Here is a 25,945-nt window from a genome sequence, read left to right on the forward strand (position 1 = left end):
GGGGTGTATCGGTGATATGTCGCGGGGGGGGCAGAAGTGTGGGTGCCGTGTGTCTGCGGCGAGGCGGTACACACTGCGATACAGACCTGGGTGTGCGTGACCGTGCTGGCGATGGCGTCAGTGAGGACGCCACACAAGCGATTTGATTGGGCGCTGTGATCCGGCAGCGGTCCGCGGCGTCTAGCCACGGTGTCCCCGCGATCCCACGGGGCGAGACTTCGGAACCCGGCATGCAAGCGCTGTTGAACGAGATCCTTGACGCTGTCCGGCCCCTGATCGGGCAAGGCAAGGTGGCTGACTACATTCCCGCCCTCGGCACCGTGCCGGCCAATCAACTGGGCATCGCGGTGTATGGCAACGACGGCGAAATGTACTGCGCCGGTGACGCCGACACGCCGTTCTCGGTGCAGAGCATCTCCAAGGTGTTCAGCCTGGTGCAGGCCATCGAGCATTCCGGCGAGGCGATCTGGGAACGCCTGGGCCACGAGCCCTCCGGCCAGCCGTTCAACTCGCTGGTGCAGCTGGAGTTCGAGCGCGGGCGGCCGCGCAACCCGTTCATCAACGCCGGGGCGCTGGTGATCTGCGACATCAACCAGTCGCGCTTCGCCGCCCCGGCGCTGTCGATGCGCGATTTCGTCCGGCGGCTGTCGGGCAACCCGCAGGTGATGGTGGACGGCAAGGTCGCCGAATCCGAATACCAGCACCGCGCCCGCAACGCGGCGATGGCGTACCTGATGCAGTCGTTCGGCAACTTCCACAACGACGTCGAGGCCGTGCTGCGCAGCTACTTCAGCCACTGCGCGCTGCGCATGAGCTGCATCGACCTGGCCCGCGCGTTCTGCTTCCTGGCCAACGACGGCTTCTGCAAGCACAGCGGCGAACAGGTCCTGACCCGCCGCCAGACCCAGCAAATCAACTCGATCATGGCCACCAGCGGCCTGTACGACGAGGCCGGCAACTTCGCCTACCGCGTCGGCCTGCCGGGCAAGAGCGGCGTGGGCGGCGGCATCGTCGCGGTGGTGCCGGGGCAGTTCACCGTGTGCGTGTGGTCGCCCGAGCTCAACACGGCGGGCAACTCGCTGGCGGGCATGGCGGCGCTGGAGATGCTCAGCGCGCGGATCGGCTGGTCGGTGTTCTGACCTTCTGCGGGCAAAGGATTCCTGTGGCGAGGGAGCTTGTCGAGTCCTCGCACCGTCCCGCTGGGCTGCGCAGCAGCCCCTGAAAAGCGGGGCCGCTCTGCGCCCCAGCGGGAGCAAGCTCCCTCGCCACAGGGGGCAAAATCCGATACATTTTTTGCCCGCTCATTCTTATGGTGAATCCGCTTCATGTCTCTCGCGCTCGAACGTCTCGTCGCCGGCACGCCCATCCCTTTCGCCGGCAACCGCGTCACCGTGGTCAGCCCCGAACTGGCCGAGCGTTTCCGACCCGGTGACCACCTGCTGGTGGAGCAGGTCAGCGGTGAGCTGCTGCTGATTCCCGTGGCCGACCAGCAAGCGGCGGCGGTGGCGATCGAACGCGCCGCCGCGGCCTTCAGCGCATTGTCTTCGGTGCCGGACGAGGCCATCAGCCGTTTCTTCGACCTGTTCGCCCAACGCCTGGAATCCGCCGAGTGCTGGGCGCTGATCGAAGCGGCCAACCTGGCCGACATCGAAAGGGCCAAGGCCCGCGGCCGTTCCACCACCCGCCTGCTGGCCGACGAGCGCATGCGCCGCGACATGATCGCCGGCCTGCGGGCCTGGCGCGATGCGCCGGCCACCCGTGGCCAGGTCATCAGCAGCGTCGAGCACGACGGCTGGAAAGTGGAGCAAGTGGTGTCGCCGCTGGGCATCGTGGCGTTCGTGTTCGAAGGCCGCCCGAACGTGTTCGCCGACGCGGCCGGCGTGCTGCGCACCGGCAACACCGCCGTGCTGCGGATCGGCAGCGATGCGTTGGGCACCGCGCAAGCCATCGTCGCCCATGCGCTGAACCCGGCGCTGGCCGATGCCGGGCTGCCGGCGGGCGCGGTGTCGTTGGTGGAGAGCGTCAACCATGCCGCCGGCTGGGCGATGTTCGCCGACCGGCGCCTGTCGCTGGCGGTGGCCCGAGGCTCGGGCCGTGCGGTCAGCCAGTTGGGCAGCATCGCCCAGCAGGCCGGCACCGCCGTCAGCCTGCACGGCACCGGCGGCGCGTGGCTGATCGCCGACCGTGAGGCCGACGCCGAACGTTTCGCGGCGGTGGTGCGCAACTCGCTGGACCGCAAGGTCTGCAACACCCTCAACGTCTGCCTGATCCACCGCGAGCGGGCCGCCGAACTGGTGCCGCTGTTCCTCGAAGCGCTGCGCCAGGCCGGCGCCGCGCGCGGTCAGGGCTGCAAGCTGCACATCGTCGAGGGCAGTGAAGGTTGCCTGCCGGACGAGTGGCGCAACGCGACGGTCGAGGTCTACCGCGCCGAAGGCTACAGGACCGAGGCCCAGGCCGAGCCGCTGCCCGAGGCGCAACTGGGCCGCGAGTGGGAATGGGAAGAGACCCCGGAAACCAGCCTGATGATCGTCGACGGCCTGGACCGGGCGATTGCCTTGTTCAACCGCTACAGCCCGCAGTTCACCGTGTCGCTGATCAGTGAGAACGCCGCTGAACAGCAGCGGTTCTACAACGCGGTCAACGCGCCGTTCGTGGGCAACGGCATCACCCGCTGGGTCGATGGCCAATACGCGCTGAACAAGCCGGAGCTGGGGCTTTCGAACTGGGAGAGCGGACGCCTGTTCGCCCGCAGCGCGATCCTGCCCGGCGACGGCGTGTTCACCGTGCGCAGCCGCATGACCCAGGTCGACCTGGGCGTCAAACGCTGAACGGCAAAAGGCCGCGCCCGTCGGCATGACGGGCGCGGCCTTTTCGTTTCACTTCGCGGTGGCGGCCGCTTCGATCAGGCTGGCCACGGTTTTCGGATTCGACACCATCACCACATGGGACGCGCCCTTGACCACCACGGTCTGCCGGGCGTGGGCCCGTTCGGCCATGAACGCCAGCGCCTGGGGCGGGATGTTCTTGTCCTTGTCGCCGTACACGAACCACGACGGGATCGACTTCCACGCCGGCTCGCCCGAGGCTTCGTTCAGCGCCGCTTCGGTGATCGGACGCTGGGTGGCGGCCATCAGTTTCGCGTCGGCGTTCGGCACGTCGGCGGCGAACTGGTCGTGGAACTTGTCCTGCCGGATGTACAGATCCTTGCCGCCGTCCTTCAAGGCCACGGGCGGGGCGAGGGTCGGGCCGAGGGTGCTGCCGGGGAAACGACCGGCCAGCCCGGCCACGGTTTCGCCCGCCTCAGGGGCAAACGCGGCCACGTAGACCAAGGCCTTGACGTTGGCGTTGCCGTAGGCCGCCGCGCTGATCACAGGTCCCCCGTAGGAGTGGCCGACCAGCACCACCGGCGACTTGATCCCGGCCAGCACGTCGGCCACCGATTGCGCGTCGCCCTTGACGGAGCGCAGCGGGTTGGCGGCGGCCACCACCGGGTAACCGTCCTTTTCCAGAATCTTCACCACGCCGTTCCAGCTGCTGGAATCGGCGAAGGCGCCGTGCACCAGCACGACGGTGGGCTTGGCGTCGGCGGCCATGGCCGAGGCGGCGCCGGCCATGGCGGCGGTGAGGGCAAGTCCTGCAAACCACTTGTTCATCGTGTGTTCCTTGTGTCGGGAGGAGGGGTATCGCGTTCAGGCCTATTGAAGGCGCTGGCTGTATCGGCGATGTGTCGGGCTCCCGCCGTGGATGCCTTGAACTGTGTCTGGCGCCGCGCAGGCTACAGAACGATACAAACCGAATGCCCCGAAAGGATCGGGGCGTAGGGCTCAGGCGGCTTCGGCGGACGTGGCCGGTATCGCGCAGGTGGCCGGGTGCTCGGCCAGAGACACGAACGTGCGGCGGTCGCTGCCGAGGGCGTCGACGGAGCCGGTTTCGATGTCGTAGACCCAGCCGTGAAGGTTGAGCAGGCCTTTCTCCTGGGCCAGGCGCACGCTGGGGTGGGTCTGGATGTTCGCCAGTTGCGCGATCACGTTTTCCCGCACCATCGAACTCAGCTTCGCCGCGTCATCGGCATGGGGCCGGGACTCGTTGACCACCTTCGCCGACTCGGCGTGCTGCAGCCAGCCGCTGACGGCGGGCAGGTGGTCCATGCATTTGCATTGGGCGATGGCGGTCATCGCGCCGCAGTCGGAGTGGCCGCAGATGACGATGTCGGTGACGCCGAGCACGGCCACCGCATACTCCACCGTCGCCGATACCCCGCCCGGATGCGGGCTGTAGGAGGGCACGATGTTGCCGGCGTTGCGGATCACGAACAGCTCGCCGGGCTCTTGCTGGGTCAGCAGTTCCGGCACCACGCGGCTGTCGGAGCAGGTGATGAACAGCGTGCCGGGCTGTTGGGTGGTGGCCAGGTGCTTGAACAGTTCGGTGCGTTGCGGAAACGCTTCGCTCTGGAATTTCAGGAAGCCTTCGATCAGGTTTTTCATGGTGTCGTCCTCTCAGTTGGAGCAGCCGGTGCCGAATTCGCTGTATTGAAGGATGTGTTTCTCGCCGTTGGAATCGAGGTAGGTCATCTCGACGGGCACCACGCCGCAGATGTCCGCGACCGGGGTGACGCTCACGACCTGGGCGATGTCCAGCGCCATGCCGTAGCGGTAGGCGACGGCTTCTTCATCGGCCTGGGCCTGGGCGGCAAGGCCGGCGAGCAGGGCGAGGAGCAACGGAATCTTTTGCATGGGGCAGCCTCCAGACAAGTGGTGTGACGGTGTCGGCTATCAGATGTGGGGGAAGGCCCGCACGCCGGGTGCGGGCCGGGTGGATCAGAACGGACGCAGCGGCAGGAACTTGCCGTCGAGGGTGACCACGGCGCGGGAGCCGCCTTCAGGGTCTTCGACTTTCTTGATGTCGAGCTTGAAGTTGATCGCGCTGATGATGCCGTCGCCGAACTGCTCGTGGACCAGGGCTTTGAGGGTGGTGCCGTAGATCTGGATCATCTCGTAGAAGCGGTAGATGGTCGGGTCGGTCGGCACGCCGCTCAGGCTGCCGCGCAGCGGGATGATCTGCAGGGCGGCGACGTCGGCGGCGTCCAGTTCCAGCTTGTCGCCGACGGTCTGCGCGGCGGCCGCCGGCAGCGGGTGCTGGCCGAGCAGGGCGGCGGTGACGTAGGCCAGGCTCAGGCCGGTGTCGTCGGCCAGATCCTGCCACGACAGGTCTTTGCGGGCCTTGGCGTCCAGGACGCGGGTGGTGAGGGCCAGGCTGGTGTCGTTGTAGGCGTGGGACTGTTGCATGGTGTCACTCCTTTCGGGGTTGGCTTGGGTGTGGAAGCGATCTTGCGCCGATCGATCCATAGCGTCCAAGACCGATATACAATGCTGCACATAAGTCCTGCCTATAGATGGTGTGCCCATGCTGCTGCGACATCTGCGTTACCTGCTGGCCGTGGCCGACCACGGCGGTTTCACCCGTGCGGCGGAGGCGCTGCACGTGTCGCAGCCGACCCTGTCGCAACAGATCCGCCAACTGGAGGACAGCCTCGGCGTGATGCTGTTCGACCGCACCTCGCGCACGGTCCGCCCCACCGACGCCGGCCTGGCCTACATCGAATGCGCGCGGCGCGTGCTGGTGGAACTGGAGGCGGGCAAGCGGGCGCTGCACGACGTGAAGGACCTGACCCGCGGCACGCTTCGCCTGGCCATGACCCCCACCTTCATGGCGTACCTGGTGGGGCCGCTGGTACGGGATTACCTGGCGCGGTTTCCCGGCATTCACCTGGAGATCTTCGAGCTGTCGATGGACGACATCGAGGCGGGCCTGGCGGACGACTCGCTGGACATCGCAATCGCCTTCGCGCCGGCGCGCCACCCCGACATCGAGTGCATTCCCGCATTCGTCGAGACGTTGGGGATCATGGTCGGGCGCGGCCATCCGCTGTACGGGCACGATGCGCCGCTGAGCCCCGACGAAGTGGCGCAATTGGAGTTCGCCCTGCTGGCGCCGGACTTCATCACGCGCCAGTCGATCGACGAATACTTCCGTCGGCACGGCATCACGCCCAGGGTGCAGATCGAGGTCAATTCGGTGAGCACCTTGCTGGAGGTGGTCCGTCACACGCCGACGGCGACCATGTTGCCCGAGGCCATCGCGACCCTGGACCGAGGGTTGCACAGGCTGCGGGCCGAAGGTGATGCGCCGCAGCGCGGGGCGGCGGTGCTGCGCCGCCGCAACAACTACCACAGCGCCGCGTCGGTGGCGTTCATGAACCTGCTGCTGGGAACACCTGACGCCTGAGCCTTCCTCCGCTAGGCTTTGGACAGCCTCACGGAGGAATGCAGCGATGCCGGTGATTCTGCTGATCGTGCTGATGGTGTTGACGGGCTGCACCCGGGATCCGTTGGACCAGGGCCTTCTGGTCTCGGACAAACACCACCTTGCCGGGCCGAAGATCCAGTTCCTCGGTGTCGGCGGGTGGCTGCTGCACTGGAAGGGCGAGGGCCTGATGCTGGCGCCGTCGTTCAGCAACCCCAGCCTGTTCGGCCTGCGCGGCGTGCCTTCGCCGCTGGTGCTGGCCAACGAGCGCAAGATCGATGACGCCATGCGTGACGTGCCCGACGCCGCTGATGTGCGGATGCTGCTGGTGGGGCATGGCCATTACGACCATTTGCTGGACGTGCCGATCATCGTCCGCAAGTACACGCCCCAGGCGACGGTCTACGGCTCGGAGACGGTCAAGCATATCCTCCAGGGTTTTGACGAGTTGAAGCGGTTTCCCGTTGTCGATGTTCAAGACGACATGGCGAAACTGAAGGACTTCGGCGAGCCCGGCCCGCTGATGAAAGAGGGGCAATGGTTCCTGTCCCCCAGCGGCCGCATCCGGGTGATGCCGATCCAGAGCGAGCACGCCGGCCATGTCGCCGGCCTGAACCTGGTGCCCGGCGACTATGACACCGACCTGACGAAACCCGAGCTTTCGCTGTGGCGGTGGAAGCCCGGCCAGAGCCTGGCCTGGGTCATCGACCTGATGGACGACGCCGGAAAGCACCCGGTCTATCGCATTCACTATCAGGATTCGGCGGCCACGCCCCCGCTCGGCTACATGCCGGCGCTGGCCGACGGCAAGGGCGTCGATGTCGAAATACTCTGCGCCTCCTCGTGGAAACAGGTACGCCACTACCCGCAGCGCGTGCTGGAGCGGCACCGGCCGCGGATGGTGCTGATCGGCCATTGGGAAAATTTCTTCGGCAACGATCCCCGCGAACCGAGGCTGCTGGTCGGGCAGGATGTGCGCTCGATGATCCGGGTGGTGCAGACCACGGTCGGCCCGCAGGTGCCGGTGGTCCTGCCGGCGCCGCTGTCCGAGGTGCGCTTGCCGGCGCCCGAAAAAAAACCGCTCCCTTGAAGGGGAGCGGTTTTTCATGTCAGGCCTTGCCGGTCAGGAGAGCCGGTCGATGACCCGGGCTTCAGTCTGGTTCTGCATCGAGTCCCACGCCTGTTTCAGCGTCTGCAGGACGTTGCCGATGAAGTCCTTGTCGGCGGCGGCCTTCTTGCCGACATAACCCTGGCCGCGGCGGTACATCTTCAGGCGGGCCAGCAGGTTCTGGTTGTTCTTGTCGAACTCTTCTTCACCGGCGTGGGGCGACAGGCAGTCGATCTGTACCTGCCCCGACTTGCTGATCCACAGGATATGGCTGTCGTGGGTGTCTTTCTTCGCTGCGAAAAGACGAGCCAATTCTTCGATGGTAGGTTGATTGTTCAGATTCATGTTCATGCCCCTTGACCAGTTTGGTGATCTTGCAAAGTTGATTCGCTAATACAGGTAGCCCATCGGTTAGTTGATCCCTGGCACCGAAACCAGGACGTCAGCGGTCGCCCGTGATAAGTACGGGGTCATGCGTCTGTTGCATGTAGTCGTGTTGAATAACTGCTACGCAATAGCGTCACAACGAAGAGAAACAGCGAAAACCGGGAGGCTCCTTGACGACTTTTTCAGGGTTCGCCACAAGCGACTTGAGAATTTTCGCCAGCGTTTCCCGTCCTTGTACTGGACGTTCAGGCCAGGTCAGCTTCTTCAATCTGCCTTGTGGGCAGCGTGTATCCGGAAAAAACAACTCGGCGGTCAGACGAGCTTGCTCAAGCGTGTTGCCAGTGCTCCCGATCGGGGAGACGTCTGCATCATGCAAAAGCCGAACGACGTCGTCAACGGTTTTGTAGTGATTATTTTTGGTCACTACATATTGTCGGACAAAGTCGTTTTGGAATGAGGAAAAGGGGCGCTCAGGCCATGGGGGCGGGGCTTTGGAAGCCGTAGACCGTGCAGGGGTAGCCGTCTATCACGCGTCGTTCGCAGGTGAACGCGCCGCCGCTCAGCGCCGGGATGGCCCCGGCCCAGAACCGCTGCGCCGGGCGGTTGGCGTCGATGTGGAAAATCTGCCATTGGCCGGGGATGCGGCTCAAGAGGTCAGAGACGACAAACTGCGCGACGCCTCGGCCACGCCAGCGCCGGCTGACGAAGAGATAGCCGAGGTTGTGCTCGGCGCCTTTGAGGTGCGTGTTGCCGTCCGCGCTGACGAAGCCCGCCAGTTCGTTGTCCGCCCGGATCAGGAAGGCCCGGGTGGCCGGGTGGCGCCAGTACTCGAGTGTCGGCCCGAGGGGGAAGAAACCATGTTCGGCGAGTTTCAGCGGCAACCATTCGCTGAAGTCGTACAGGTAGAACTGCATCAGGCTGTCGAGGGTGTCGTGGTCGTCGCGGTGGGCGGCGTGCAGTTCGATGCTGGGCATGGTGCGGGTTCCTGACAATCGCTACAGGAACTCTAGTGCGCGGTTTACGGTTTGGCGGCGGCTTTTGCGGTGCGTCTACCGGCGCCGGTGGTTTTGCGTCCGGTGCTCTTGCGTTTTTTCTTCCATGGCGCGGCGGCCTTGCCGGTCGGCGGCGGGCCGCTGATGGTCAGGTTCAGGCCGGCGCAGCGGGTGACCTGCTTGCTCATCCAGGCCGCCTGTTTGGTGACGAACGTTTCCAGGCTCATCTCGCCGCTCTGCACCATGTCCAGCGCCTGTTCCCAGATCGCCGTGGTGCCGGGGTCGGCGATGGCCCGCGGCACGGCGTCGATCAGGCTGAACGCCGCCGGTGTCGCCGACAGCGCCTTGCCGTTCTTCACCAGGTAACCGCGATCCAGCAGGCCCTGGATGATCGAGGCGCGGGTGGCTTCGGTGCCGATGCCGGTGGTGTCCTTGAGTTTCTGCTTGAGCAGCGGGTCCTCCACCAGTTTGGCGACGTTCTTCATGGCCTTGATCAGGTCGCCTTCGGTGTAGGGCTTGGGCGGCTGGGTCCACAGGTCCTTGAGCTTCACGTCCGCCACCGTGCAGTCGTCGCCCTGGCGCAGCGCCGGCAAGGTCTGCGGTGCCGGTGCCTCGCGCCCTTTGGCTGCCGCCAACGCTTCGGGCAGGGCGCGTTTCCAGCCGGGTTCGACGATCTGTTTGCCGACGGCGCGCAAGGCCTGGCCGGCGCAATCGAAATCCGCCTGGGTGCGGTCGTATTCGTGGTCGGGCAGGAACTGCGCCAGATACCGGGCGCGGATCAGGGTGTACACCGCGCGGTGCTTGCCGGTGAGCCGTTCGAGGTGTTTCGCCGCGGCGGTGGGGATGATGCCGTGGTGGGCGCTGACCTTGGCGTCGTTCCAGGCGCGGGAGCGGCGTTGCGGCTGCAGGTGGCCGTGCAGGGCTTCAAGGCTCGGGTCGGCCTGACGCAGCGCCGCCAGGATCCCCGGTGCCTCGGCGTGCTGGCTCAGGGGCAGGTAGCCGCAGTCGCTGCGCGGGTAGGTGATGACCTTGTAGGTTTCGTAGAGGGCCTGGGCGACGTCGAGGGTCTCCTGGGCGCCGAGGCCGAGCTTCTTCGAGCAGACTTCCTGCAAGGTGCCCAGGTCGAAGGGCAGGGGCGCCACTTCCCGCAGGCGTTCGGTGCGCAGCTTCACCACCCGGGCGCTGGCGGCGCTGCGGATCGCGTCGGCCGCCTGCTGCGCCAGCGCCTGGTTCAGGCAGCGGTCCTGGTCGTCGCAGGCATCGGACGGTGCGCGCCATTGGGCGGTGAACGGCAGGCCACCGTGCAGCAACTGCACGTCGATGGCCCAGTAGGGCACCGGCACGAAGTCCGCGATGCTGCGGTCGCGGTCCACCACCAGGCGCAGGGTCGGCGTCTGCACCCGGCCCACCGGCAACACGCCCTGATAGCCCGATTGGCGGCCGAGCAGGGTGAACAGACGGCTCATGTTCATGCCGATCAGCCAGTCGGCCCGCGAGCGGCCCAGCGCCGAGTGGTAGAGGCTGAAGGTCTCGGCCCCCGGCTTGAGGGCGGCCAGGGCCTTGCGGATCGAGGCTTCGTCCAGGGCCGACAGCCACAGGCGGCGGATCGGCCCGCGATAGCGGCAATGCTCCACCAGTTCGCGGGCGATCATTTCGCCCTCGCGGTCGGCGTCGGTGGCGATGACCAGTTCGCTGGCCTCGCCGAGCAGGCGCTTCACTGCCTTGTACTGGCTGGCGGTGCGCGGCTTGACGGTCATTTTCCAGCGGTCGGGGATGATCGGCAGGTCCGCCAGCACCCAGCGCTTGTAGCGGGCGTCGTAGGCGTCCGGCGGCGCGGTCTCCAGCAGGTGGCCGATGCACCAGGTCACCGTGACGTCCGTTCCCAGCCAGCAGCCGTCGCCCCGGCGCTTGGCGCCCAGCACGGCGGCGATGTCTTTCGCCTGGGAAGGTTTTTCGCAGAGGTACAGCCGCATGGACACCGTCGTCGATCAAAGTCCGAAGAGGCGCACAGGATGGCTGGAGTTGCGCGGATGGGCAACTTTTATCTGTATGGATGTACAGTTTCGGCGTTACCGAAGGTTTCGGCGGCCCTTGCGTTCCTGCCGGTCTTTGCTTAACTGGGCTATCAGATCGCCAGCGGCGTTTTCGGTGGCGTTCGTTTCGTTCGATGGCTGTGTGCTGCGGCGAATTCTCGAGACGAGACTCCGAATGAGTCAGGCGACGGACACTTCGTTTCTCGACGGTGTCCGGTCACTTCGGCGAGTGGCATCGAGAGGGCATTTGCATGACGCAGTTGGCCTACGACCCGAGCAACGCGACGTTGCTTTATCCTGAGCGCGAACATTCCTTGCTGTCGGGCGCGCCATGGCCCGACGAAACGGCCCTGGCGATGGAAATGTCCCGGCTGGCCTATGTGCGTGCCGAAGACAGCGACGTTCTCAGGGGAGCGCTCGACAGCACTTTGGTGTCGGCGGGTTTCAAGGCGGCCACGCTGTTTTTCGACCTGCCGACCGACAGTTACGGTTTTGCCACGGTCGATGGCGCCGGACTGGCGGTGCTGGCCTTTCGCGGCACGCAGATCGATCACCTCCAGGACTTCCTGACCAATGCCCAGATCAGGCTCGTCGAATGCCCCCTGATCGGAGACGGCCGTGTCCATCAAGGTTTCCTGCGGGGCGCCAGGGCGTTGTGGCCGCAGGTGAACGCCTGGCTGCAATCGCTGGCGGCGCCGCGTCCCCGTCTGCTGATCTGCGGCCACAGCCTGGGCGGTGCCTTGGCCACCTTGCTGGCGCACCGGGCGAATGCCGACAGCCTGACGACCATCGGCTGCCCCATGGTCGGCGACGAGCGCTTTGCCGATGCCCTGGAGTCCCGGGCATCGCTGCGGATCATCCGCGTGGTCAATTGCTGCGACGGGGTGCCGACCCTTCCAGGCCATTTTTTCGATTACGCGCACGTGGCGGCGGCCATTCACATCGACCGTCACGGCCAGCGACTCGATGCACCGACCTACGACGAACTGCGTGAGGACCGCAAGATCGCCAGCGCGCAGTACCCGGCGATATTCCTGCGTGATCCGTTCGGCAATGCGGCCCTGCGCCGACTGGCCGATCACGCCCCGCACAACTACATCCGTGCCTTTTGGCCTTAGGAGCTGCAATGGCCTATCTGATGGCTCGTCCCCTGCTGGGCGCCCTCAATGAAATCAAATTGTGGGTGGGCGTGTTCGGGGTCGCCAACGCACCGACGACCGTGGACTTTTCCATCGACTCGGTGCCGTTCGTACCGAAGGTCGCGGGTGTGTTCTCACCGATCCGCGACCGGGAGGCCGGCAGGCCCCATTCCAATTACCAGGCCGTCTTCACCTTCCAGGCACGGGGCTTCAGTCAGGAGCATCGCATCCGGATCAGCGCCGGCGGCGGTCTCGAACCGTACTTCTTACGGGTGACGTCACTGCCCGCCAGCGTCCCTGAAAGGCTCAAAGGCAGTTTCAAGATTCTGCTCGCCTCGTGCTACTGCTCGGTGACCGACGGGGTGGACGTCGGCCGCTTCATTCAAGGCCTGAAGGTCAAGCCGGACATGGCGCTGTTTGCCGGCGACCAGGTCTACCTCGACGCCCCTGCCTGGGAACACCTGCCGCAGACGGAGGATGCCCTGCGCCAGGCCTTATCGGACAAGTACCGGCGCAACTGGCTGTCGGAAATGACCGGCGGGGTCGGCCTGCAGCAGGGGCTGAGCAAGGCGCCGGCCTATTGTCTGCCCGATGACCATGAGTTCTGGAACAACTATCCGTGGAGCCAGTTCTGGAAGGACGGCACACAGACCGCGCCGACACCGTCGGGTGCCGTCAACCTCTGGGCCGAAGCGGCCCGGGACCTTTATGCCGACTATCAACAAGGCGGCACCGACCCGGCGGCGAAAACCAGCTTCCGCCTGGACATCGAACCGCTGTCCATGCTGTTTCTCGACATGCGCAGCCAGCGCCTGGCCGATTTCAAGCATCCCCAGGGCTTGATGCCGGCGCAGGCCGAGGCCGACTTCAAGTCGTGGGCGAATGGCTTGATCAATTCGCAGCAAAAGGGTCAGCCGAGAATCGGCGTGCTGGCTTCCGGACAAACGCTGTCGGCCTCGGCCGCGTTCCTGGACGAGATCGGCGATGCCGAGCTGGCCAACTACGAAACCCAGTACCGGATGATCATCGACACCTTGGACCTGTTGGGACAGCACGGCATCCAGGTGGTGTTCCTCACCGGCGACGTGCACTGGAGCCGGGTGATGCAGGCCAGCAACACGAAGACCTCGCGCACCTGCCTGACCGAGGTGATCTGCTCGCCCACCAGCCTGGTGCCGACACCGGTGGTGGATCAGTTGAAGAAGGCGGGCAACGTTCTGCGGGGGGTGATCGGCAACCGCCAGCAATGGCCGCTGCATGCCGACCCCGAAGACGCGCCGGCCTTTTTCGGCGGCAAGGCGTTCCGTTCGGTCGAGCCTGTGCGGCCGCAAGGCTGGCGGGGCAACCATGTCGCGCTGGTGGAATTTGCCCGCTCGGGGTTCGGCGTGGAACTGAAGGTCACCTACTACCCGATCACCGCACCACCCACACCGGAGTCGTCCGCCGGCCCTTTCACATTGCTCAATGCCTGACGCCACTGTTCATGGAGAACCGACATGCCCGTCAAATTCACAGAGGTCGCGCGGCCCAACCCGCAGATCAGCACCCTCAAGCGCAAGACCAAGGAAGACAACGTCGGCTGGCTGGAGCGCGCCGTCGGCGAGCTGGCGGACAAGAAGAATCCCGACCAGTCCTATGTGCTGCTGGCCGGCGCCAACGACACGATGGCCTGGCGCTTGCGCACCGGCCAGTCGCACCTGCGCTTTGACCTGCTGCCGTCCTACTGGTCGACATCGGCCTTCCTGAAGCTGTCGTCCAAGGGCGTGGCGCACTCGACGATTCTGCACGTGCCGTTGTTCCAGCCCGAAGGCGGTGTGTTCGCCACCGAGCGCAACGGTGTGGTGGAGTCCCCGGTGCAACTGCTGGAGGACGAGGGCCGCTGGAAAAACATCGCCGTGATCGCCTGGCCACGCTCGCAGGATGACGTGCTGAGCAAGCGCGAGCTGTTCGAGAAGGGCCGGGCCTATGTCGATGCGCTGGAGCACGTCGTGCGTTGGCTGGCGTTCTCCTGGGGCGTGGCGCGCACGCCCAACCCGATTCACGACGGCATCGGGCTGCCGTCGGCCTGCATGCTGGAGACCCTGTACGCGGCCACCGGCCTGGACCTTACGCCCGGTCTTGAGTCGCGCGCCTCCAGCCCCGAGGCGATCTGGGCGACGGCGATGTACTGGTACGAATACTTCACCAAGAACAATGTTGCGCCGCCCAAGGGCCGGTACACCGCGCCGCACGACTACAACATCCACGATGGCAAGTGAGACGACGGCAACTGAGGTGAAGGGAAGAGCGGGGACGCGGGCAGGACTATCGAGAAATTGATTGGCGCCCTGTTTCGGGCTGTGTCAGGTTCACCGCGCCTGCCGTTTCGCGACGGCAGGGGCGAGTGACAGGACGGTCTCGCCGGAGATCGCCGTGGTCTGTCGGACACCGACCATTTTGAAACAAGGACGTACACCATGCCTCAAGCCTCTTCCCAGGCCAGCAACGCCTTTACCGAAATCGACACCTTCCGCCACCTGTACGACCGCGGCGACGGTCAGGTCAACGGCAAACCGTCGTTCACCGCCGACCAGGCCGCCGCCGAGATCCTGCGCAAGGGCATGTCCTGGCAGGACAAGAACGGCGACGGCAAGATCGACCTCAGCTACACCTTCCTGACCGACAAGCCTGCCAACTACAACCCGAAACTGGGCAACTTCGGCGAGTTCAGCGCCCTGCAGAAAGCCCAGGCCGTGCTCGCCATGCAATCCTGGGCCGACGTGGCCAACGTCACCTTCACCGAAGGCAACGGCGGCGACGGCCACATGACGTTCGGCAACTACGACGTCAGCACCGGCGGCGCGGCGTTCGCCTACCTGCCACAGGGCAGCAGCTACGACGGCCAGTCCTGGTACCTGATCAACGACCAGTATCAGGTCAACAAGACCCCGGGCACCAACAACTACGGGCGCCAGACCCTGACCCACGAAATCGGCCACACCCTCGGCCTGTCGCACCCCGGCGCCTACAACGCCGGCAACGGCAACCCGACCTACGGCGACGCCAAGTACGCCGAAGACACCCGCGGCTACAGCCTCATGAGCTACTGGAGCGAAAGCAACACCGCCCAGAACTTCAGCAAGGACGGCAGCGGCGCCTATGCTTCGGCGCCGTTGCTGGACGACATCGTGGCGGTGCAGAAGCTCTACGGCGCCAACCTGCAGACCCGTGCCGACGATACCGTCTACGGCTTCAACTCCAACGCCGAGCGCGACTTCTACAGCGCCACCTCCAACAGCTCCAAAGTGGTGTTCTCGGTGTGGGACGGCGGCGGCAACGACACCCTGGACTTCTCCGGCTTCAGCCACAACCAGAAGATCAACCTCAATGAAGGTTCGTTCTCCGACGTCGGCGGCCTGGTGGGCAACGTGTCCATCGCCTATGGCGTGACCCTGGAAAACGCCATCGGCGGCTCGGGCAACGACCTGCTGATCGGCAACGCGGCGGCCAACGAACTGGTGGGCGGCGCCGGCAACGACCTGATCTACGGCGCCGGCGGCGGCGACACGCTGTGGGGCGGGGAAGGGGCCGACACCTTCGTGTTCGGCGCGGCCAGCGACTCGACCATGACCGCGCCGGACTGGATCATGGATTTCACCAGCGGCCTGGACAAGATCGACCTGTCGGGCATCGCCGGCTTCGCCTCCGGCGCGGCCACGCTGAACTTCGTGAGCGGCTTCACCGGCCATGCCGGCGATGCGATCCTCACCTACTTCGCGCAGACCAACCAGACCAGCCTGATGATCGACCTGACCGGCCAGGGTTCGGTGGACTTCGCCGTGGGCGTGGTGGGGCAGGCGGCGGCAAGCGACATCGTCGCGTGACCTGAGCCCTCCCAAGTCTGGCAATCGGGCTTCCTGTGGCGAGGGAGCTCGCTCCCGCTCGGCGGCGCAGCCGTCGTGCAGCCCGCAGATGCGATATACCTGATGTATCGCGATTGCAGGTTAGGGGTTGCTTCGCAACCCGGCGGGAGCAAGCTCCCTCGCCACGGGCAAGCTTGCTTGCCTCACGACCCAGGAGAGACCGATGAAACGTCCAGGCCCCAGCCCCGTCATCTCCCTCGAAGAGCTTTCCGGTTGCCTGCTGGTGAAATTCCACGGCATCCAGGTGGCCGCATCCTCCCACGTGCTGATCCTCAACGAAGCCAATTACCCGCCGGTGTACTACGTCCCCCGCGAAGACATCGACGAGAAATACTTCGCCCGCACCGACCACACCAGCTACTGCCCGTACAAGGGCGACGCCAACTACTTCAGCCTGCAGGTGCCCGGCCATGAAGGCGCCAATGCGGTGTGGACCTACGAGCACCCCAAGGTGTCGGTGGCGGCGATCCGCGACTATGTGGCGTTCTATCCCGATCAGGTGAAGTTCGAGGTGATCGCCGCCGACCTTTGATGTTGCCAAGGAAAGAATCGGTGACTGCCTGTGGTGGGACGCCTGCTGGCTGTGAGCCCTGACACCGATCCGCTCTTGTGGCGAGGGAGCTCGCTCCCGCTGGGCTGCGCAGCAGCCCCCCCGCCATCTGCCAGACACACCGCAGTCTCAGATTTTGCGACGGCTGCGCCGCCGAGCGGGAGCAAGCTCCCTCGCCACAGATCGAGGGGAAGCAGTTCCCTCGCCACAAATTGAGGGGAAGCAGCTCCCTCACCACAAATTGAGGAGGGCAGCGCTCTCATCACAGAGATTGAATCGGAAAGTTCCTACGGTTGACTCAGATCCGGCTCGTGAAACCGGGCGCTAGCCTGATTGGGACACTCATCCCAAGGAACGCAAAGCGATGCCTGTACGCCCCAACTCACACCGACTGCGCCAAGGCCGGTGCTCCGAAAACGGACGCGCCTATCTCGTCACGGCTGCCGTCTATCGGCGGCGAAGGATCTTCGAGGATTGGCGGTTGGGACGGCTGTTGGTGGCCGAGCTTCGCCGATGCCATGATCACGGTGCGGTCAATTCGATGGCCTGGGGCGTCATGCCCGATCATTTTCACTGGCTGTTCCAACTGGAGCACGGCAGGGTGGAGCGCGTCATGCAGCAGGTCAAATCCCGTAGCACGCTCACGATCAACCGTGCATTGCAGGAGCGCGGGGCGTTCTGGCAAAGCGGTTATCACGACCGTGCCATCCGCGATGGACAAGAGCTTCAGCCATTTGCCCGATACATCGTGGCCAATCCTTTGCGGGCAGGCTTGGTTGACAGGATCGGAGACTACCCGCTGTGGGATGCCTGCTGGCTGTGAGCCCCGACACCGATACAGGTTGCGACTGTGGCGAGGGAGCTTGCTCCCGCTGGGGTGCGTAGCAGCCCCCTCCGTCTGCCAGGCACACCGCGGTCTCAGGTTTTGCGACGGCTGCGCCGCCGAGCGGGAGCAAGCTCCCTCGCCACAAGATAGAGGGGGCAGATCCTTCACCACACATTGAGGGGGGCAGATCCTTCACCACAAATCGAGCGGGAGCGAGCCCACCGCAAATCGTGGCCAGTCCCTCACCACAAGCGGGTTTCAGGTGATGCTCAGTTCTTGTTCAAGTCAATGTTCTTGGTCTCCCGCAGGCACAGCATCCCCACCACCAGGCTCACCCCGGTGATCAGCACCGGATACCACAAGCCGTAGAAGATGTCCCCGGTGTACACCACCAGCGCAAACGACACGGTCGGCAGGAAGCCGCCGAACCAGCCGTTGCCGATGTGGTAGGGCAACGACATCGAGGTGTAGCGGATGCGGGTCGGGAACAGCTCGACCATCAGCGCCGCCAGGGGGCCGTAGCACATGGCCGAGATGATGATCAGCGCCACGATCAGGGCGACGATCATCGGTTTGTTGATCTGCTGCATGTCGGCCTGCTGCGGGTAGCCGGCCAGGGTCACGGCGCCGCGCAGGGCGGCTTCGTCGAAGCCGTCGAGCTTGACGTCGCCGACGCTGACCTGCACGCCGCTGCCGGCCGGCAGGGCTTCGCTGTTGTAGGGCAGGCCCTGCTTGACCAGGAAGGTCTTGACCTTGTCGCACGGGCTGTCGAATTTGGCCTTGCCCACCGGATCGAACTGGAAGGTGCAGGTGGCCGGGTCGGCGGACACGGTGATCGGCGCCTGGCGGCTGGCCTGGTCGATGGCCGGGTTGGCGTAGTGGGCCAGGGACTTGAAGATCGGGAAGTACAGCGCCGTGGCCAGCAGCAGGCCGATCATCAGCACCGGTTTGCGCCCGACCTTGTCCGACAGCCAGCCGAAGAGGATGAAGAACGGCGCGCCGATCACCACGCTGACGATCAGCAGGCTGTTGGCCACCGCCGCGTCCATCTTCAGGAACTGGGTGAGGAAGAACAGCACGTAGAACTGTGCCGCGTAGAAGGTCACCGCCTGCCCGGCGTTGATGCTGAACAGGGCGGTCAGCACCACCTTGAGGTTTTCCCACTTGCCGAACGACTCGCGGATCGGCGCCTTGCAGGTCTTGCCTTCCTCTTTCATCTTCAGGTACGCGGGCGACTCGTGCAGGCTCAGGCGGATCCAGGTGGAAATGCCCAGCAGCACGATCGACAGCAGGAACGGAATGCGCCAGCCCCACACCTCGAACTGATCGCCGGTGAAGTAGCGGCAGCCGAGCACCACCAGCAGCGACAGCAGCAGGCCGAGGGTGGCGGTGGACTGAATCCAACTGGTGTGGAACCCGCGCTTGCCGATGGGGGCGTGCTCCGCCACGTAGGTCGCGGCGCCGCCGTACTCGCCGCCCAGGGCCAGGCCCTGGAGCATGCGCAGCACCACCAGGATGATCGGCGCAGCGATGCCGATGCTGGCGTAGGTCGGCAGCAGGCCCACGGCGAACGTCGCCACGCCCATCAGGATGATCGTCGCCAGGAAGGTGTACTTGCGCCCGATCATGTCCCCCAGCCGACCGAACACCAGCGCTCCGAACGGCCGCACGATGAAGCCTGCGGCGAACGCCATCAGCGCGAAGATGAACGCCGTGGTCTCGTTGACCCCGGCGAAGAACTGCTTGCTGATCACCGCCGCCAGGGCGCCGTAGAGGAAGAAGTCATACCACTCGAACACCGTCCCCAGGGACGAGGCGAAGATGACCTTGCGGGTATCGGGGGTGGTCTCCGTGGCGCCCACGGCGTCCAGCGGCTGAACGTGTTCTGACATATCGGTATCCCTCACAGTGATTGTTTTTGTTGTTTCCACTGGTATTGCGTGTCCGGATGAAGCGCGATGTCTGTGAAGCGGGTGCAGCGTCCCCTGTGGGAGCCAGCCTGCTGGCGATAGCGGTATTTCAGGAGATCGCCAGCAGGCTGGCTCCCACAAGATCTGGGGCGACGGTCGGTGAAAGGATCAGCTGCGCCGCCTTCTCGGCAATCATCAGCGTAGGCGAACAGGTGTTGCCCGAGGTGATGCGCGGCATGATCGACGCATCGGCGATGCGCAGGCCCGGCACGCCGTGCACGCGCAACTGCGCGTCCACCACCGCGTCCGCACCGTGGCCCATGCGGCAGGTGCCCACCGGATGGAAAATCGTCGTGCCGATCTTCGCGGCCGCCTCGTGCAACTCCTCTTCCGTCTGCAGGCCGGCGCCGGGCAGGTACTCCACCGGGTTGAACGCGCGCAGGGCCGGGGCGCTGACGATGCGCCGGGTCAGGCGGATCGCGTCGGCGGCCACGCGCAGGTCTTCGGGATGGCTGAGGTAACCGGGCTCGATCAGCGGCGCCACCTGCGGATCCGCCGAGCGGATCTCCACCCGGCCACGGCTCTGCGGACGCAGGTCGCACACCGAGGCGGTGAAGGCGGGGAAGGGGTGCAGCGGTTCGCCGAAGCGCTCCAGCGACAGCGGCTGCACGTGGTATTGAAGGTTGGCCGAGGTCTGCTCCGGCCCCGAGCGGGCGAACGCGCCCAACTGGCTCGGCGCCATCGACAGCGGCCCGCTGCGGTCATACAGGTAGCGCAGGCCCATGCCCAGCTTGCCCCATGGGCTGGCGGCGATCTGGTTGAGGGTGCGGGCGTTCTCCAGCTTGTAGATCAACCGCAGTTGCAGGTGATCCTGCAGATTGCCGCCCACGCCCGGCAGCTCATGGGCGACGCCGATGCCGAGGCGCTCCAGCAACGCCCGCGGGCCGATCCCGGAACGCTGCAGAATGTTCGGCGACCCCACGGCGCCGGCGCACAGCACGATCTCCTTGCGCGCCTTGAACGCCTTCGCCTGGCCTTGCCAGCGTGCGCTGACCTTATTCGCCCGGCCGCCCTCGAACAGCACCCGGTCCACCTCGACCCCGGTCAGCACCGTCAGGTTGGCTCGGTCCCGGATCGGCTTCAGAAACGCCTTGGCCGCATTCCAGCGCACCCCGGCCTTCTGGTTGACCTGGAAATAGCCGCAGCCCTCGTTGTCGCCCTGGTTGAAGTCGTCGGTGCGGGCAATGCCGCTTTGCTCGGCCGCCTCGCGGAACGCGTCCAGGATCGGCCACGACAGGCGCTGCTGCTCCACCCGCCATTCGCCCTGGTCGCCATGGAACTCGGCGGCGCCGACAAAGTGGTTTTCGCTCTGCTTGAACAGCGGCAGCACGTCGCGCCAGGCCCAGCCCGGGTTGCCCTCGGCGGCCCAGCCGTCGTAGTCGCCGGCCTGGCCGCGCATGTAGATCATGCCGTTGATCGAGGAACAGCCGCCCAGCACCTTGCCGCGCGGGTAGCTCAGCGCGCGGCCGTTGAGGCCGGGTTGCGCCTCGGTCTTGAAGCACCAGTCGGTGCGCGGGTTGCCGATGCAGAACAGGTAACCCACGGGGATGTGGATCCAGGGATAGTTGTCGCGCCCGCCGGCCTCCAGCAGCAGGACGCGGTGCCGGGCATCGGCCGACAGCCGATTGGCCAGCAGGCAGCCGGCAGGACCGGCGCCGACCACGATGTAGTCGTACTCATCAAGGGAAGTCTGCATTCCCTGACCTCGCTTCTTGTTTTTGTTGTCGATCATCCTAGTTGTTAGCTTTCGTCAAAAGAATGTTAGTTTTTGCGCAGCCGCTGTGCGTTTTCAAACAGCGCCCCTCCCGCGTAGCCAACAAGGACAAGCGATGTTCGACTGGAATGACCTGCGCTTCTTTCTGGAGCTGCAACGCAGCGGCCGCCTGCTCACCGCCGCCCGCCGGCTCAACACCACCCACGCCACCGTCGCCCGGCACATCGAGGCCATCGAGAAGAGCCTGGGCACCGCGCTGTTCGTCCAGCACGCCCAGGGCTACGAAATGACTCCGGCGGGGGAGGCGCTGCTCAAGCACGCCGAGGCCATGGAAAACGTCGCGCTGCTGGCCCAGGAAGAAATCACCCAATCCACCGCGCCGCTGGGCAAGATCCGCGTCGGCGTCACCGAGGGCCTGGGCATCATGTTCCTGGCCAGCCGCATGGGCGGGCTGTTCGAGCGGTATCCGGGGCTGGAGGTGGAACTGGTGGCCGTGCCGCGCTTCGTCAGCATCCTCAACCGCGAGGCGGAAATCAGCATCCACCTGGAACGCCCGGCGGCCGACATGCTCGTCACCCGCAAACTCACCGACTACCGCCTCGCGCTCTACGCCAGCCGCGCCTACCTCGACGGCGCACCGCCGCTGCGCAGCCGCGAAGACCTCGGCCGCCACGCGTGGATCGGCTACGTCGGCGATTTGCTGTTCAGCCAGGAACTGATGTTCCTCAACAGCTTCTGCCGCAACCCCCGTGTGGTGTTCCACAGCACCAGCGTGATCGCCCAGCAGCAGGCGGCGCGCTCGGGGCTGGGGATCGCCGTGCTGCCGTGCTACATGGCCGCGTCCGACCCGGAGCTGGTGCCGCTGCTGCCGGACGAAAGCATTGAGCGCAGCTACTGGATCAGCACGCGGCGAGAGCTGCACAAGTCGGTGCGGCTAAGGGTGGTCTGGGATTACGTGGTGAGCCTGTGCGAGGCGGAGCGGGGGTTGTTGCAGGGCTGAATAGACACAGAACATTGCAGGTCTGCATAGACACAGCACATGGCCTCTGTGGCGAGGGAGCTTGCTCCCGCTGGGGTGCGAAGCGCCCCCAAAAGCGAGGCCTGCACAGCACGCCCGGCCCTTCGAAAGTCGCTCAAGCGATTGCGCATCAGGGCCTAGGGGCAAAATCGCCGACGCTCTGGGAGTTCCCGAACGTTAACGTCACTTTGTTATTGGCTCCCGGCTGCCACACCACGTTCTTGTCGTCCTTGTCTTTCTCGCTGCGGACGATGCACTTCCACTCCAACTCGTCGCCAGGTTTGGAGCCGTCGATGTAGTGGGTTCCCGTCCAGTCGTTGATTTTGGGGTTGCCGTTCTTCATTGAGTTGGGAATGAGGGTCAGCGGTTTGGCATCCGCCGGCTTCCAGTTCCCCAGATCCGGGAGGTTGCCGACGGCGTAGACGCTGTAGCCCGGTTCTGTCGGGCTGTTCACGCACTTGAAGACCACGGGAAGTTTGTAGGTCAGCTGTATGTCTTGGCCGCTCGCGAATCCGGGCGCAGCCGCCAGGGCGAACACGCCGAGAGGCAACAGGCAACGAGTCAAGTCCATGGTGGCGACCTCCAGTGGTTCTGGTGTCGCCAACGTAGCGCCGTCACGGCCAGAAGTGACCTGACAGAAATGACAGTCTTTTAGACCGCTTTGCGATACCGTCAAGTGCGGTTTGTGCGGATGGACAAACCGCTGCTGGACGGCCCGAGGGTCTTGGCCTTCACTCTGTGGCACGGCAAGGCGCGCCCCTTCGGCGCTCCGCCGTCCACAGGGAGCCCGCACCATGAGCGAAGACACAAAGACCAAAGGCCCGGCCTCGTACTTCCCGTCCATCGAGAAAAAGTACGGCCAGCCCATCAGCCACTGGCTCGGCCTGTTGGCCTCCGTCAGCGGCAAGAAACACATGGAGCTGGTCGCCTGGCTCAAAACCGAACACGGCCTGGGCCATGGCCACGCCAACGCATTGGTCGCCCACCACCTGGCGCAGGGCAAGTAACGGCAGACGTTCCGGCCTTGCTCAATAAATGACAGGATCTATAGTTGGGTGGTGGCCATGTAATGCCACCCCCCATGAACCCTGCGCACAACACAAGGAGACCTGTGATGGGCACGGAAAGTCTGATTTCGCTGATTGGTTTCGTACTGGGCATGAGCGTCGCGACCGAACGGCTGGTTGAAATCGTGAAAGGATTCATTCCGATCCTGAACCAGACGAGTGATGATCCCAAGGCGGAGGGCAGGCGTCGCTCCTACCTCCAGATACTGGCGGTCGCCGGCGGTGTGGTCACCGTGCTGCTGTCGCGTGCCGCAATCCCGGAAGACATTCCTTTTTTTCTGCACAGTGACTTCGGCGTCGTTTGCCTAGGCCTGTTGGCCAGCGGCGGATCCGGTTTTTGGAACGCCGCCCTGACCTACGCCAACCAGGCCAAGGAACTGAAGAAAGTCGCGGTCAAGCAGGCCCAGGAAACGCCGGTGGTCGCGCCGGTTGCGGCTGTTGCCGCTGTCGTTCCGGTCGTGCCGGCCGCAGGTCAGGTGTAACCCTCGCAATGCCTCTCGCAAGGCCGGCTCCTTTCGCCCGGAGGGGGCCGGTTTCAAGCTGAAACGAATGCGGTCGGCCGCCTCAGGCGCCGTTGCCCAGCAACCGGCTCAATGCCTCCAGCTCGCCTTTCTCCACATCGGACACCAGCACGAAACGCAGGTGGTCCGCCTGCCACGACACCACGTTGAAGCCGCGGATCGTCTGCACCTGCTGCGGCTGATCGGCCCCCGGCGTGGGCAGGATGAACACATTGATCACATGCTTGGCCCGGCCATAGGTCAGGGCTGCTGCCGTCTGGTGTTGCAGGTAGTCCAGCCGCCCGCCCAGCAGCGGGAAGCCTTGCGCCGTGTAGTCGGCCACCGGCGGCGAGAAGTCGAGCTTGCCGGTGAACCAGGGCTTCACGGTGTGGCGGTCGGAGGACACCACATCGTTCAGGTGCCCGCCCATCAGCGAGCGCACGTGGCTGGAGACCGCCTCGTCCATCAGCGGCTGTTCGCCGCCCGGCGTCGCCACGTAAAGCACCACCGCCAGGGCCAATGCGGCGGCGGAAAACGCCGGCGCGAACCATGAGCGCCAGCGCCCGGCGGTGCGCGGGGCCGGTGCCGTCGTCGCCAACACACTGGCCGCCAATCCGGGCGGCGCCGGGTAATAGGCCGCGTGGCGCTTCACGGCAGTCTTCAGCGATCGGTACTCGTCATGCAACTGCGCGCACCCGACGCACGTGGCCAGGTGCGCCGCGACCTGCGCCGCTGCCGCCGGGTCGAGTGCCTGATCCAGGTAACCGTGCAGCTGGGTGCGGCAAACCGTGCAGTCGAATTCATTCATGATCGTGCAACTTCAGCAGTTCGAGCTTGAGCAGGGCGCGGGCCCGGGCGAGCCGCGACATGACGGTGCCGATGGGAATGTCCACCACCAGGGCGATGTCCTTGTAGGGCATGTCTTCCAGCTCCTTCAGCACGATCACCTCGCGATAGGCCGGCGGCAGGGCGCACAGCGCCTGCTGGAGCAACGCCGCGTTTTCCGTGTGGATGGCCGCAAGCTCCGGGCCCTGCTGGTGGGCGGGCGCCGTTTCGTCGGCGCTCAGGTCGTCATCGATGGCCACCCAGCGGTGCCCGGCCGACGCCTTGAGCCAGGTGTAGCTTTCGTTGCGCACGATGGTCAGGAACCACGCCTTGGCGCTGCCCTCGGCGAAGCGCTGCAAAAACCGGAAGGCGCGCAAGGCGCTTTCCTGCACGACGTCGCGCGCGGCGCTGTCGTTGCCGGTGAGCCAGCGCGCGAGGTTATAGGCGGCGTCCAGATGGGGCGCAATCAGTTCCTCGAATCGCGTCATAGTGATTCCCGCACCGTCACACCCCTATAACCGTGATGCTTCGCTTTTTATTCCCTGAAAAGAATTTGTTTTTCGGCGCGGAATAAACCCGCGCCCCGAAAGGTTCATTCCCTGTCGGCTACATCACTGTAGCCCGCCAGCGAGGACACACCGATGGACATTCGATCAAAACATTCCCGGCGCACCGACGGTCCGGCCAACCCCGACCGCCGCACACTGCTCAAATGCTCGGCGTGGGCCGGCGCCGGGGTGCTCTGGGCCCTGAGCGGCGGCGTTCCCCGGGCGTTCGCGCTGGACGCGGCGGGCAACGTCAGCGACCCCAAGGCCCTGGACAGCACCTTTCACTTCGTGCAGATCAGCGACTCGCACATCGGCTTCAACAAGGAAGCCAACCCGGAGCCGGCCAAGACCCTGCAAGCGGCCATCGACAAAGTCGTCGCGCTGCCCAAGCGGCCCGCGCTGATCCTGCACACCGGCGACATCACGCACCTGTCCAAGGCCGAAGAGTTCGACACCGCCGCGCAGTTGCTCAAAGGCCTGCCGTCCCCCGTGCATTACGTGCCGGGCGAGCACGACACCCTCGACGAGGGCGGCGGCAAGCTTTACCTGGAACGCTACGGCAAGGGCACCCAGGGCAACGGCTGGTACAGCTTCGACGACCACGGCGTGCACTTCATCGCGCTGGTCAACGTGTTCAACTTCCAGGCCGGCCACGAAGCCAACCTCGGCGCCGAGCAACTGGCCTGGCTGGCCGACGACCTGCGGGCCGTGACCAGCAGCACGCCCGTCGTGGTGTTCACCCACATTCCGCTGTGGACGATCTACCAGCCCTGGGGCTGGGGCACCGAGGACGGCGACCAGGCCATCGCGATGCTGCGCAAGTACGGCTCGGTCACGGTGCTGAACGGGCACATCCACCAGGTCATCCAGAAGGTCGAAGGCAACATCACCTTCCACACCGCCCGCGGCACGGCGTACCCGCAGCCGGCACCGGGCGCGGCGCCGTCGCCGGGGCCGATGACCGTCGCCGCCGACCAGTTGCGCAATTACCTGGGCCTCACCGACGTGCGGGCGACCCAGGGCGAACACCCGTTGGCGCTGATCGACTCGACGCTGGTCTAGG

At 65.3% G+C, this 25,945-nt stretch carries 27 protein-coding genes; 15 read left to right on the forward strand and 12 right to left on the reverse strand.

Going from position 1 to position 25,945, the window contains the following annotated elements; translation table 11 throughout:
- Positions 1–230 precede the first annotated feature (230 nt).
- Both glsB and ACIP0B_RS01620 read left to right on the forward strand, forming a co-directional pair.
- Positions 231–1,139: a glutaminase B gene (gene glsB / locus ACIP0B_RS01615; RefSeq protein WP_400829252.1), complete on the forward strand. Its 909-nt coding sequence runs from the start codon at positions 231–233 to the stop codon at positions 1,137–1,139.
- Between the two features lie 186 nt (positions 1,140–1,325).
- Entirely contained in the window at positions 1,326–2,828 is a 1,503-nt protein-coding gene (locus ACIP0B_RS01620) for an aldehyde dehydrogenase family protein (protein WP_400829254.1), read from the forward strand.
- Between the two features lie 48 nt (positions 2,829–2,876).
- On the opposite strand, the gene ACIP0B_RS01625 is transcribed toward ACIP0B_RS01620, so the two are convergent.
- The 4 genes from ACIP0B_RS01625 to cynS all read right to left on the reverse strand — a co-directional run bounded on the left by ACIP0B_RS01625 (position 2,877) and on the right by cynS (position 5,285).
- Complete coding sequence (locus tag ACIP0B_RS01625; RefSeq protein ID WP_400829256.1) at positions 2,877–3,653, reverse strand: alpha/beta fold hydrolase; 777 nt, start codon at positions 3,651–3,653, stop codon at positions 2,877–2,879.
- 171 nt (positions 3,654–3,824) lie between these two features.
- Positions 3,825–4,484 (reverse strand): carbonic anhydrase, encoded by a 660-nt coding sequence (locus ACIP0B_RS01630; protein ID WP_400829258.1) that lies wholly within the window; start codon positions 4,482–4,484, stop codon positions 3,825–3,827.
- 12 nt (positions 4,485–4,496) lie between these two features.
- Positions 4,497–4,733 carry a DUF2790 domain-containing protein gene (locus ACIP0B_RS01635; protein WP_400829260.1) on the reverse strand — a complete coding sequence of 79 codons (237 nt, stop codon included), beginning with the start codon at positions 4,731–4,733 and terminating at the stop codon, positions 4,497–4,499.
- Positions 4,734–4,817: 84 nt separating this feature from the next.
- Entirely contained in the window at positions 4,818–5,285 is a 468-nt protein-coding gene (cynS, locus tag ACIP0B_RS01640; protein ID WP_400829262.1) for a cyanase, read from the reverse strand.
- A 118-nt stretch (positions 5,286–5,403) separates the two neighbouring features.
- Between cynS and cynR the strand changes: the two genes are divergently transcribed.
- Together cynR and ACIP0B_RS01650 are read left to right on the forward strand one after the other, a co-directional pair.
- On the forward strand, positions 5,404–6,285 hold the full coding sequence (cynR, locus tag ACIP0B_RS01645; protein WP_400829264.1) for a transcriptional regulator CynR: 882 nt from the start codon (positions 5,404–5,406) through the stop codon (positions 6,283–6,285).
- Between the two features lie 46 nt (positions 6,286–6,331).
- Entirely contained in the window at positions 6,332–7,393 is a 1,062-nt protein-coding gene (locus tag ACIP0B_RS01650; protein ID WP_400829266.1) for a hypothetical protein, read from the forward strand.
- A gap of 33 nt (positions 7,394–7,426) precedes the next feature.
- Here ACIP0B_RS01650 and ACIP0B_RS01655 read toward each other — a convergent pair whose 3' ends face one another.
- The gene (locus ACIP0B_RS01655; RefSeq protein WP_400829267.1) at positions 7,427–7,756 is read right to left on the reverse strand and encodes a hypothetical protein; all 330 of its coding nucleotides are present in this window, start codon (positions 7,754–7,756) and stop codon (positions 7,427–7,429) included.
- A gap of 127 nt (positions 7,757–7,883) precedes the next feature.
- On the opposite strand from ACIP0B_RS01655, the gene ACIP0B_RS01660 reads away from it, so the two are divergent.
- Entirely contained in the window at positions 7,884–8,255 is a 372-nt protein-coding gene (locus tag ACIP0B_RS01660; protein ID WP_085580026.1) for a hypothetical protein, read from the forward strand.
- 13 nt (positions 8,256–8,268) lie between these two features.
- On the opposite strand, the gene ACIP0B_RS01665 is transcribed toward ACIP0B_RS01660, so the two are convergent.
- Positions 8,269–8,772: a GNAT family N-acetyltransferase gene (locus ACIP0B_RS01665; RefSeq protein ID WP_400829269.1), complete on the reverse strand. Its 504-nt coding sequence runs from the start codon at positions 8,770–8,772 to the stop codon at positions 8,269–8,271.
- A 44-nt stretch (positions 8,773–8,816) separates the two neighbouring features.
- A complete protein-coding gene (locus tag ACIP0B_RS01670) occupies positions 8,817–10,763 on the reverse strand; it encodes a DNA topoisomerase III (protein ID WP_400829271.1) in 1,947 nt (648 codons plus the stop codon).
- Between the two features lie 311 nt (positions 10,764–11,074).
- Between ACIP0B_RS01670 and ACIP0B_RS01675 the strand changes: the two genes are divergently transcribed.
- From ACIP0B_RS01675 to ACIP0B_RS01700, 6 genes are all read left to right on the forward strand, one after another.
- A complete protein-coding gene (locus ACIP0B_RS01675; RefSeq protein WP_400829273.1) occupies positions 11,075–11,941 on the forward strand; it encodes a lipase family protein in 867 nt (288 codons plus the stop codon).
- 8 nt (positions 11,942–11,949) lie between these two features.
- Entirely contained in the window at positions 11,950–13,434 is a 1,485-nt protein-coding gene (locus tag ACIP0B_RS01680; RefSeq protein WP_400829275.1) for an alkaline phosphatase D family protein, read from the forward strand.
- A gap of 24 nt (positions 13,435–13,458) precedes the next feature.
- Complete coding sequence (locus ACIP0B_RS01685; RefSeq protein WP_400829277.1) at positions 13,459–14,220, forward strand: hypothetical protein; 762 nt, start codon at positions 13,459–13,461, stop codon at positions 14,218–14,220.
- Positions 14,221–14,418: 198 nt separating this feature from the next.
- Positions 14,419–15,825 carry a serralysin family metalloprotease gene (locus ACIP0B_RS01690; protein ID WP_400829279.1) on the forward strand — a complete coding sequence of 469 codons (1,407 nt, stop codon included), beginning with the start codon at positions 14,419–14,421 and terminating at the stop codon, positions 15,823–15,825.
- A 202-nt stretch (positions 15,826–16,027) separates the two neighbouring features.
- Entirely contained in the window at positions 16,028–16,396 is a 369-nt protein-coding gene (locus tag ACIP0B_RS01695) for a DUF427 domain-containing protein (RefSeq protein WP_400829281.1), read from the forward strand.
- Positions 16,397–16,778: 382 nt separating this feature from the next.
- The gene (locus tag ACIP0B_RS01700) at positions 16,779–17,237 is read left to right on the forward strand and encodes an REP-associated tyrosine transposase (protein ID WP_400829283.1); all 459 of its coding nucleotides are present in this window, start codon (positions 16,779–16,781) and stop codon (positions 17,235–17,237) included.
- Between the two features lie 272 nt (positions 17,238–17,509).
- Here the strand turns inward: ACIP0B_RS01700 and ACIP0B_RS01705 are convergent, their stop codons facing one another.
- Entirely contained in the window at positions 17,510–19,132 is a 1,623-nt protein-coding gene (locus ACIP0B_RS01705) for an MFS transporter (protein ID WP_400829285.1), read from the reverse strand.
- Between the two features lie 127 nt (positions 19,133–19,259).
- On the reverse strand, positions 19,260–20,906 hold the full coding sequence (locus ACIP0B_RS01710) for a GMC family oxidoreductase (protein ID WP_400829287.1): 1,647 nt from the start codon (positions 20,904–20,906) through the stop codon (positions 19,260–19,262).
- A 133-nt stretch (positions 20,907–21,039) separates the two neighbouring features.
- Here ACIP0B_RS01710 and ACIP0B_RS01715 point away from each other — a divergent pair, with 133 nt between their 5' ends.
- Entirely contained in the window at positions 21,040–21,924 is an 885-nt protein-coding gene (locus tag ACIP0B_RS01715) for a LysR family transcriptional regulator (RefSeq protein WP_400829289.1), read from the forward strand.
- Between the two features lie 148 nt (positions 21,925–22,072).
- On the opposite strand, the gene ACIP0B_RS01720 is transcribed toward ACIP0B_RS01715, so the two are convergent.
- Complete coding sequence (locus ACIP0B_RS01720) at positions 22,073–22,513, reverse strand: carbohydrate-binding module family 20 domain-containing protein (RefSeq protein ID WP_400829291.1); 441 nt, start codon at positions 22,511–22,513, stop codon at positions 22,073–22,075.
- Positions 22,514–22,736: 223 nt separating this feature from the next.
- Between ACIP0B_RS01720 and ACIP0B_RS01725 the strand changes: the two genes are divergently transcribed.
- Both ACIP0B_RS01725 and ACIP0B_RS01730 read left to right on the forward strand, forming a co-directional pair.
- Positions 22,737–22,949, forward strand: coding sequence for a DUF4287 domain-containing protein (locus ACIP0B_RS01725; RefSeq protein WP_400829293.1), 213 nt, complete (start codon positions 22,737–22,739; stop codon positions 22,947–22,949).
- 107 nt (positions 22,950–23,056) lie between these two features.
- Entirely contained in the window at positions 23,057–23,491 is a 435-nt protein-coding gene (locus tag ACIP0B_RS01730) for a hypothetical protein (protein WP_400829295.1), read from the forward strand.
- 82 nt (positions 23,492–23,573) lie between these two features.
- Here the strand turns inward: ACIP0B_RS01730 and ACIP0B_RS01735 are convergent, their stop codons facing one another.
- Together ACIP0B_RS01735 and ACIP0B_RS01740 are read right to left on the reverse strand one after the other, a co-directional pair.
- On the reverse strand, positions 23,574–24,317 hold the full coding sequence (locus tag ACIP0B_RS01735) for an anti-sigma factor family protein (RefSeq protein WP_400829297.1): 744 nt from the start codon (positions 24,315–24,317) through the stop codon (positions 23,574–23,576).
- Positions 24,310–24,822: a sigma-70 family RNA polymerase sigma factor gene (locus ACIP0B_RS01740; RefSeq protein WP_400829299.1), complete on the reverse strand. Its 513-nt coding sequence runs from the start codon at positions 24,820–24,822 to the stop codon at positions 24,310–24,312. The genes ACIP0B_RS01735 and ACIP0B_RS01740 overlap by 8 nt, the downstream gene beginning before the upstream one ends.
- Before the next feature lie 153 nt (positions 24,823–24,975).
- Here ACIP0B_RS01740 and ACIP0B_RS01745 point away from each other — a divergent pair, with 153 nt between their 5' ends.
- On the forward strand, positions 24,976–25,944 hold the full coding sequence (locus ACIP0B_RS01745; RefSeq protein WP_400829301.1) for a metallophosphoesterase family protein: 969 nt from the start codon (positions 24,976–24,978) through the stop codon (positions 25,942–25,944).
- The last annotated feature ends 1 nt before the right edge of the window (position 25,945 follow it).

This window comes from Pseudomonas sp. NPDC089534, assembly GCF_044749305.1.
Classification (GTDB): Bacteria; Pseudomonadota; Gammaproteobacteria; order Pseudomonadales; family Pseudomonadaceae; genus Aquipseudomonas; species Aquipseudomonas ekonensis.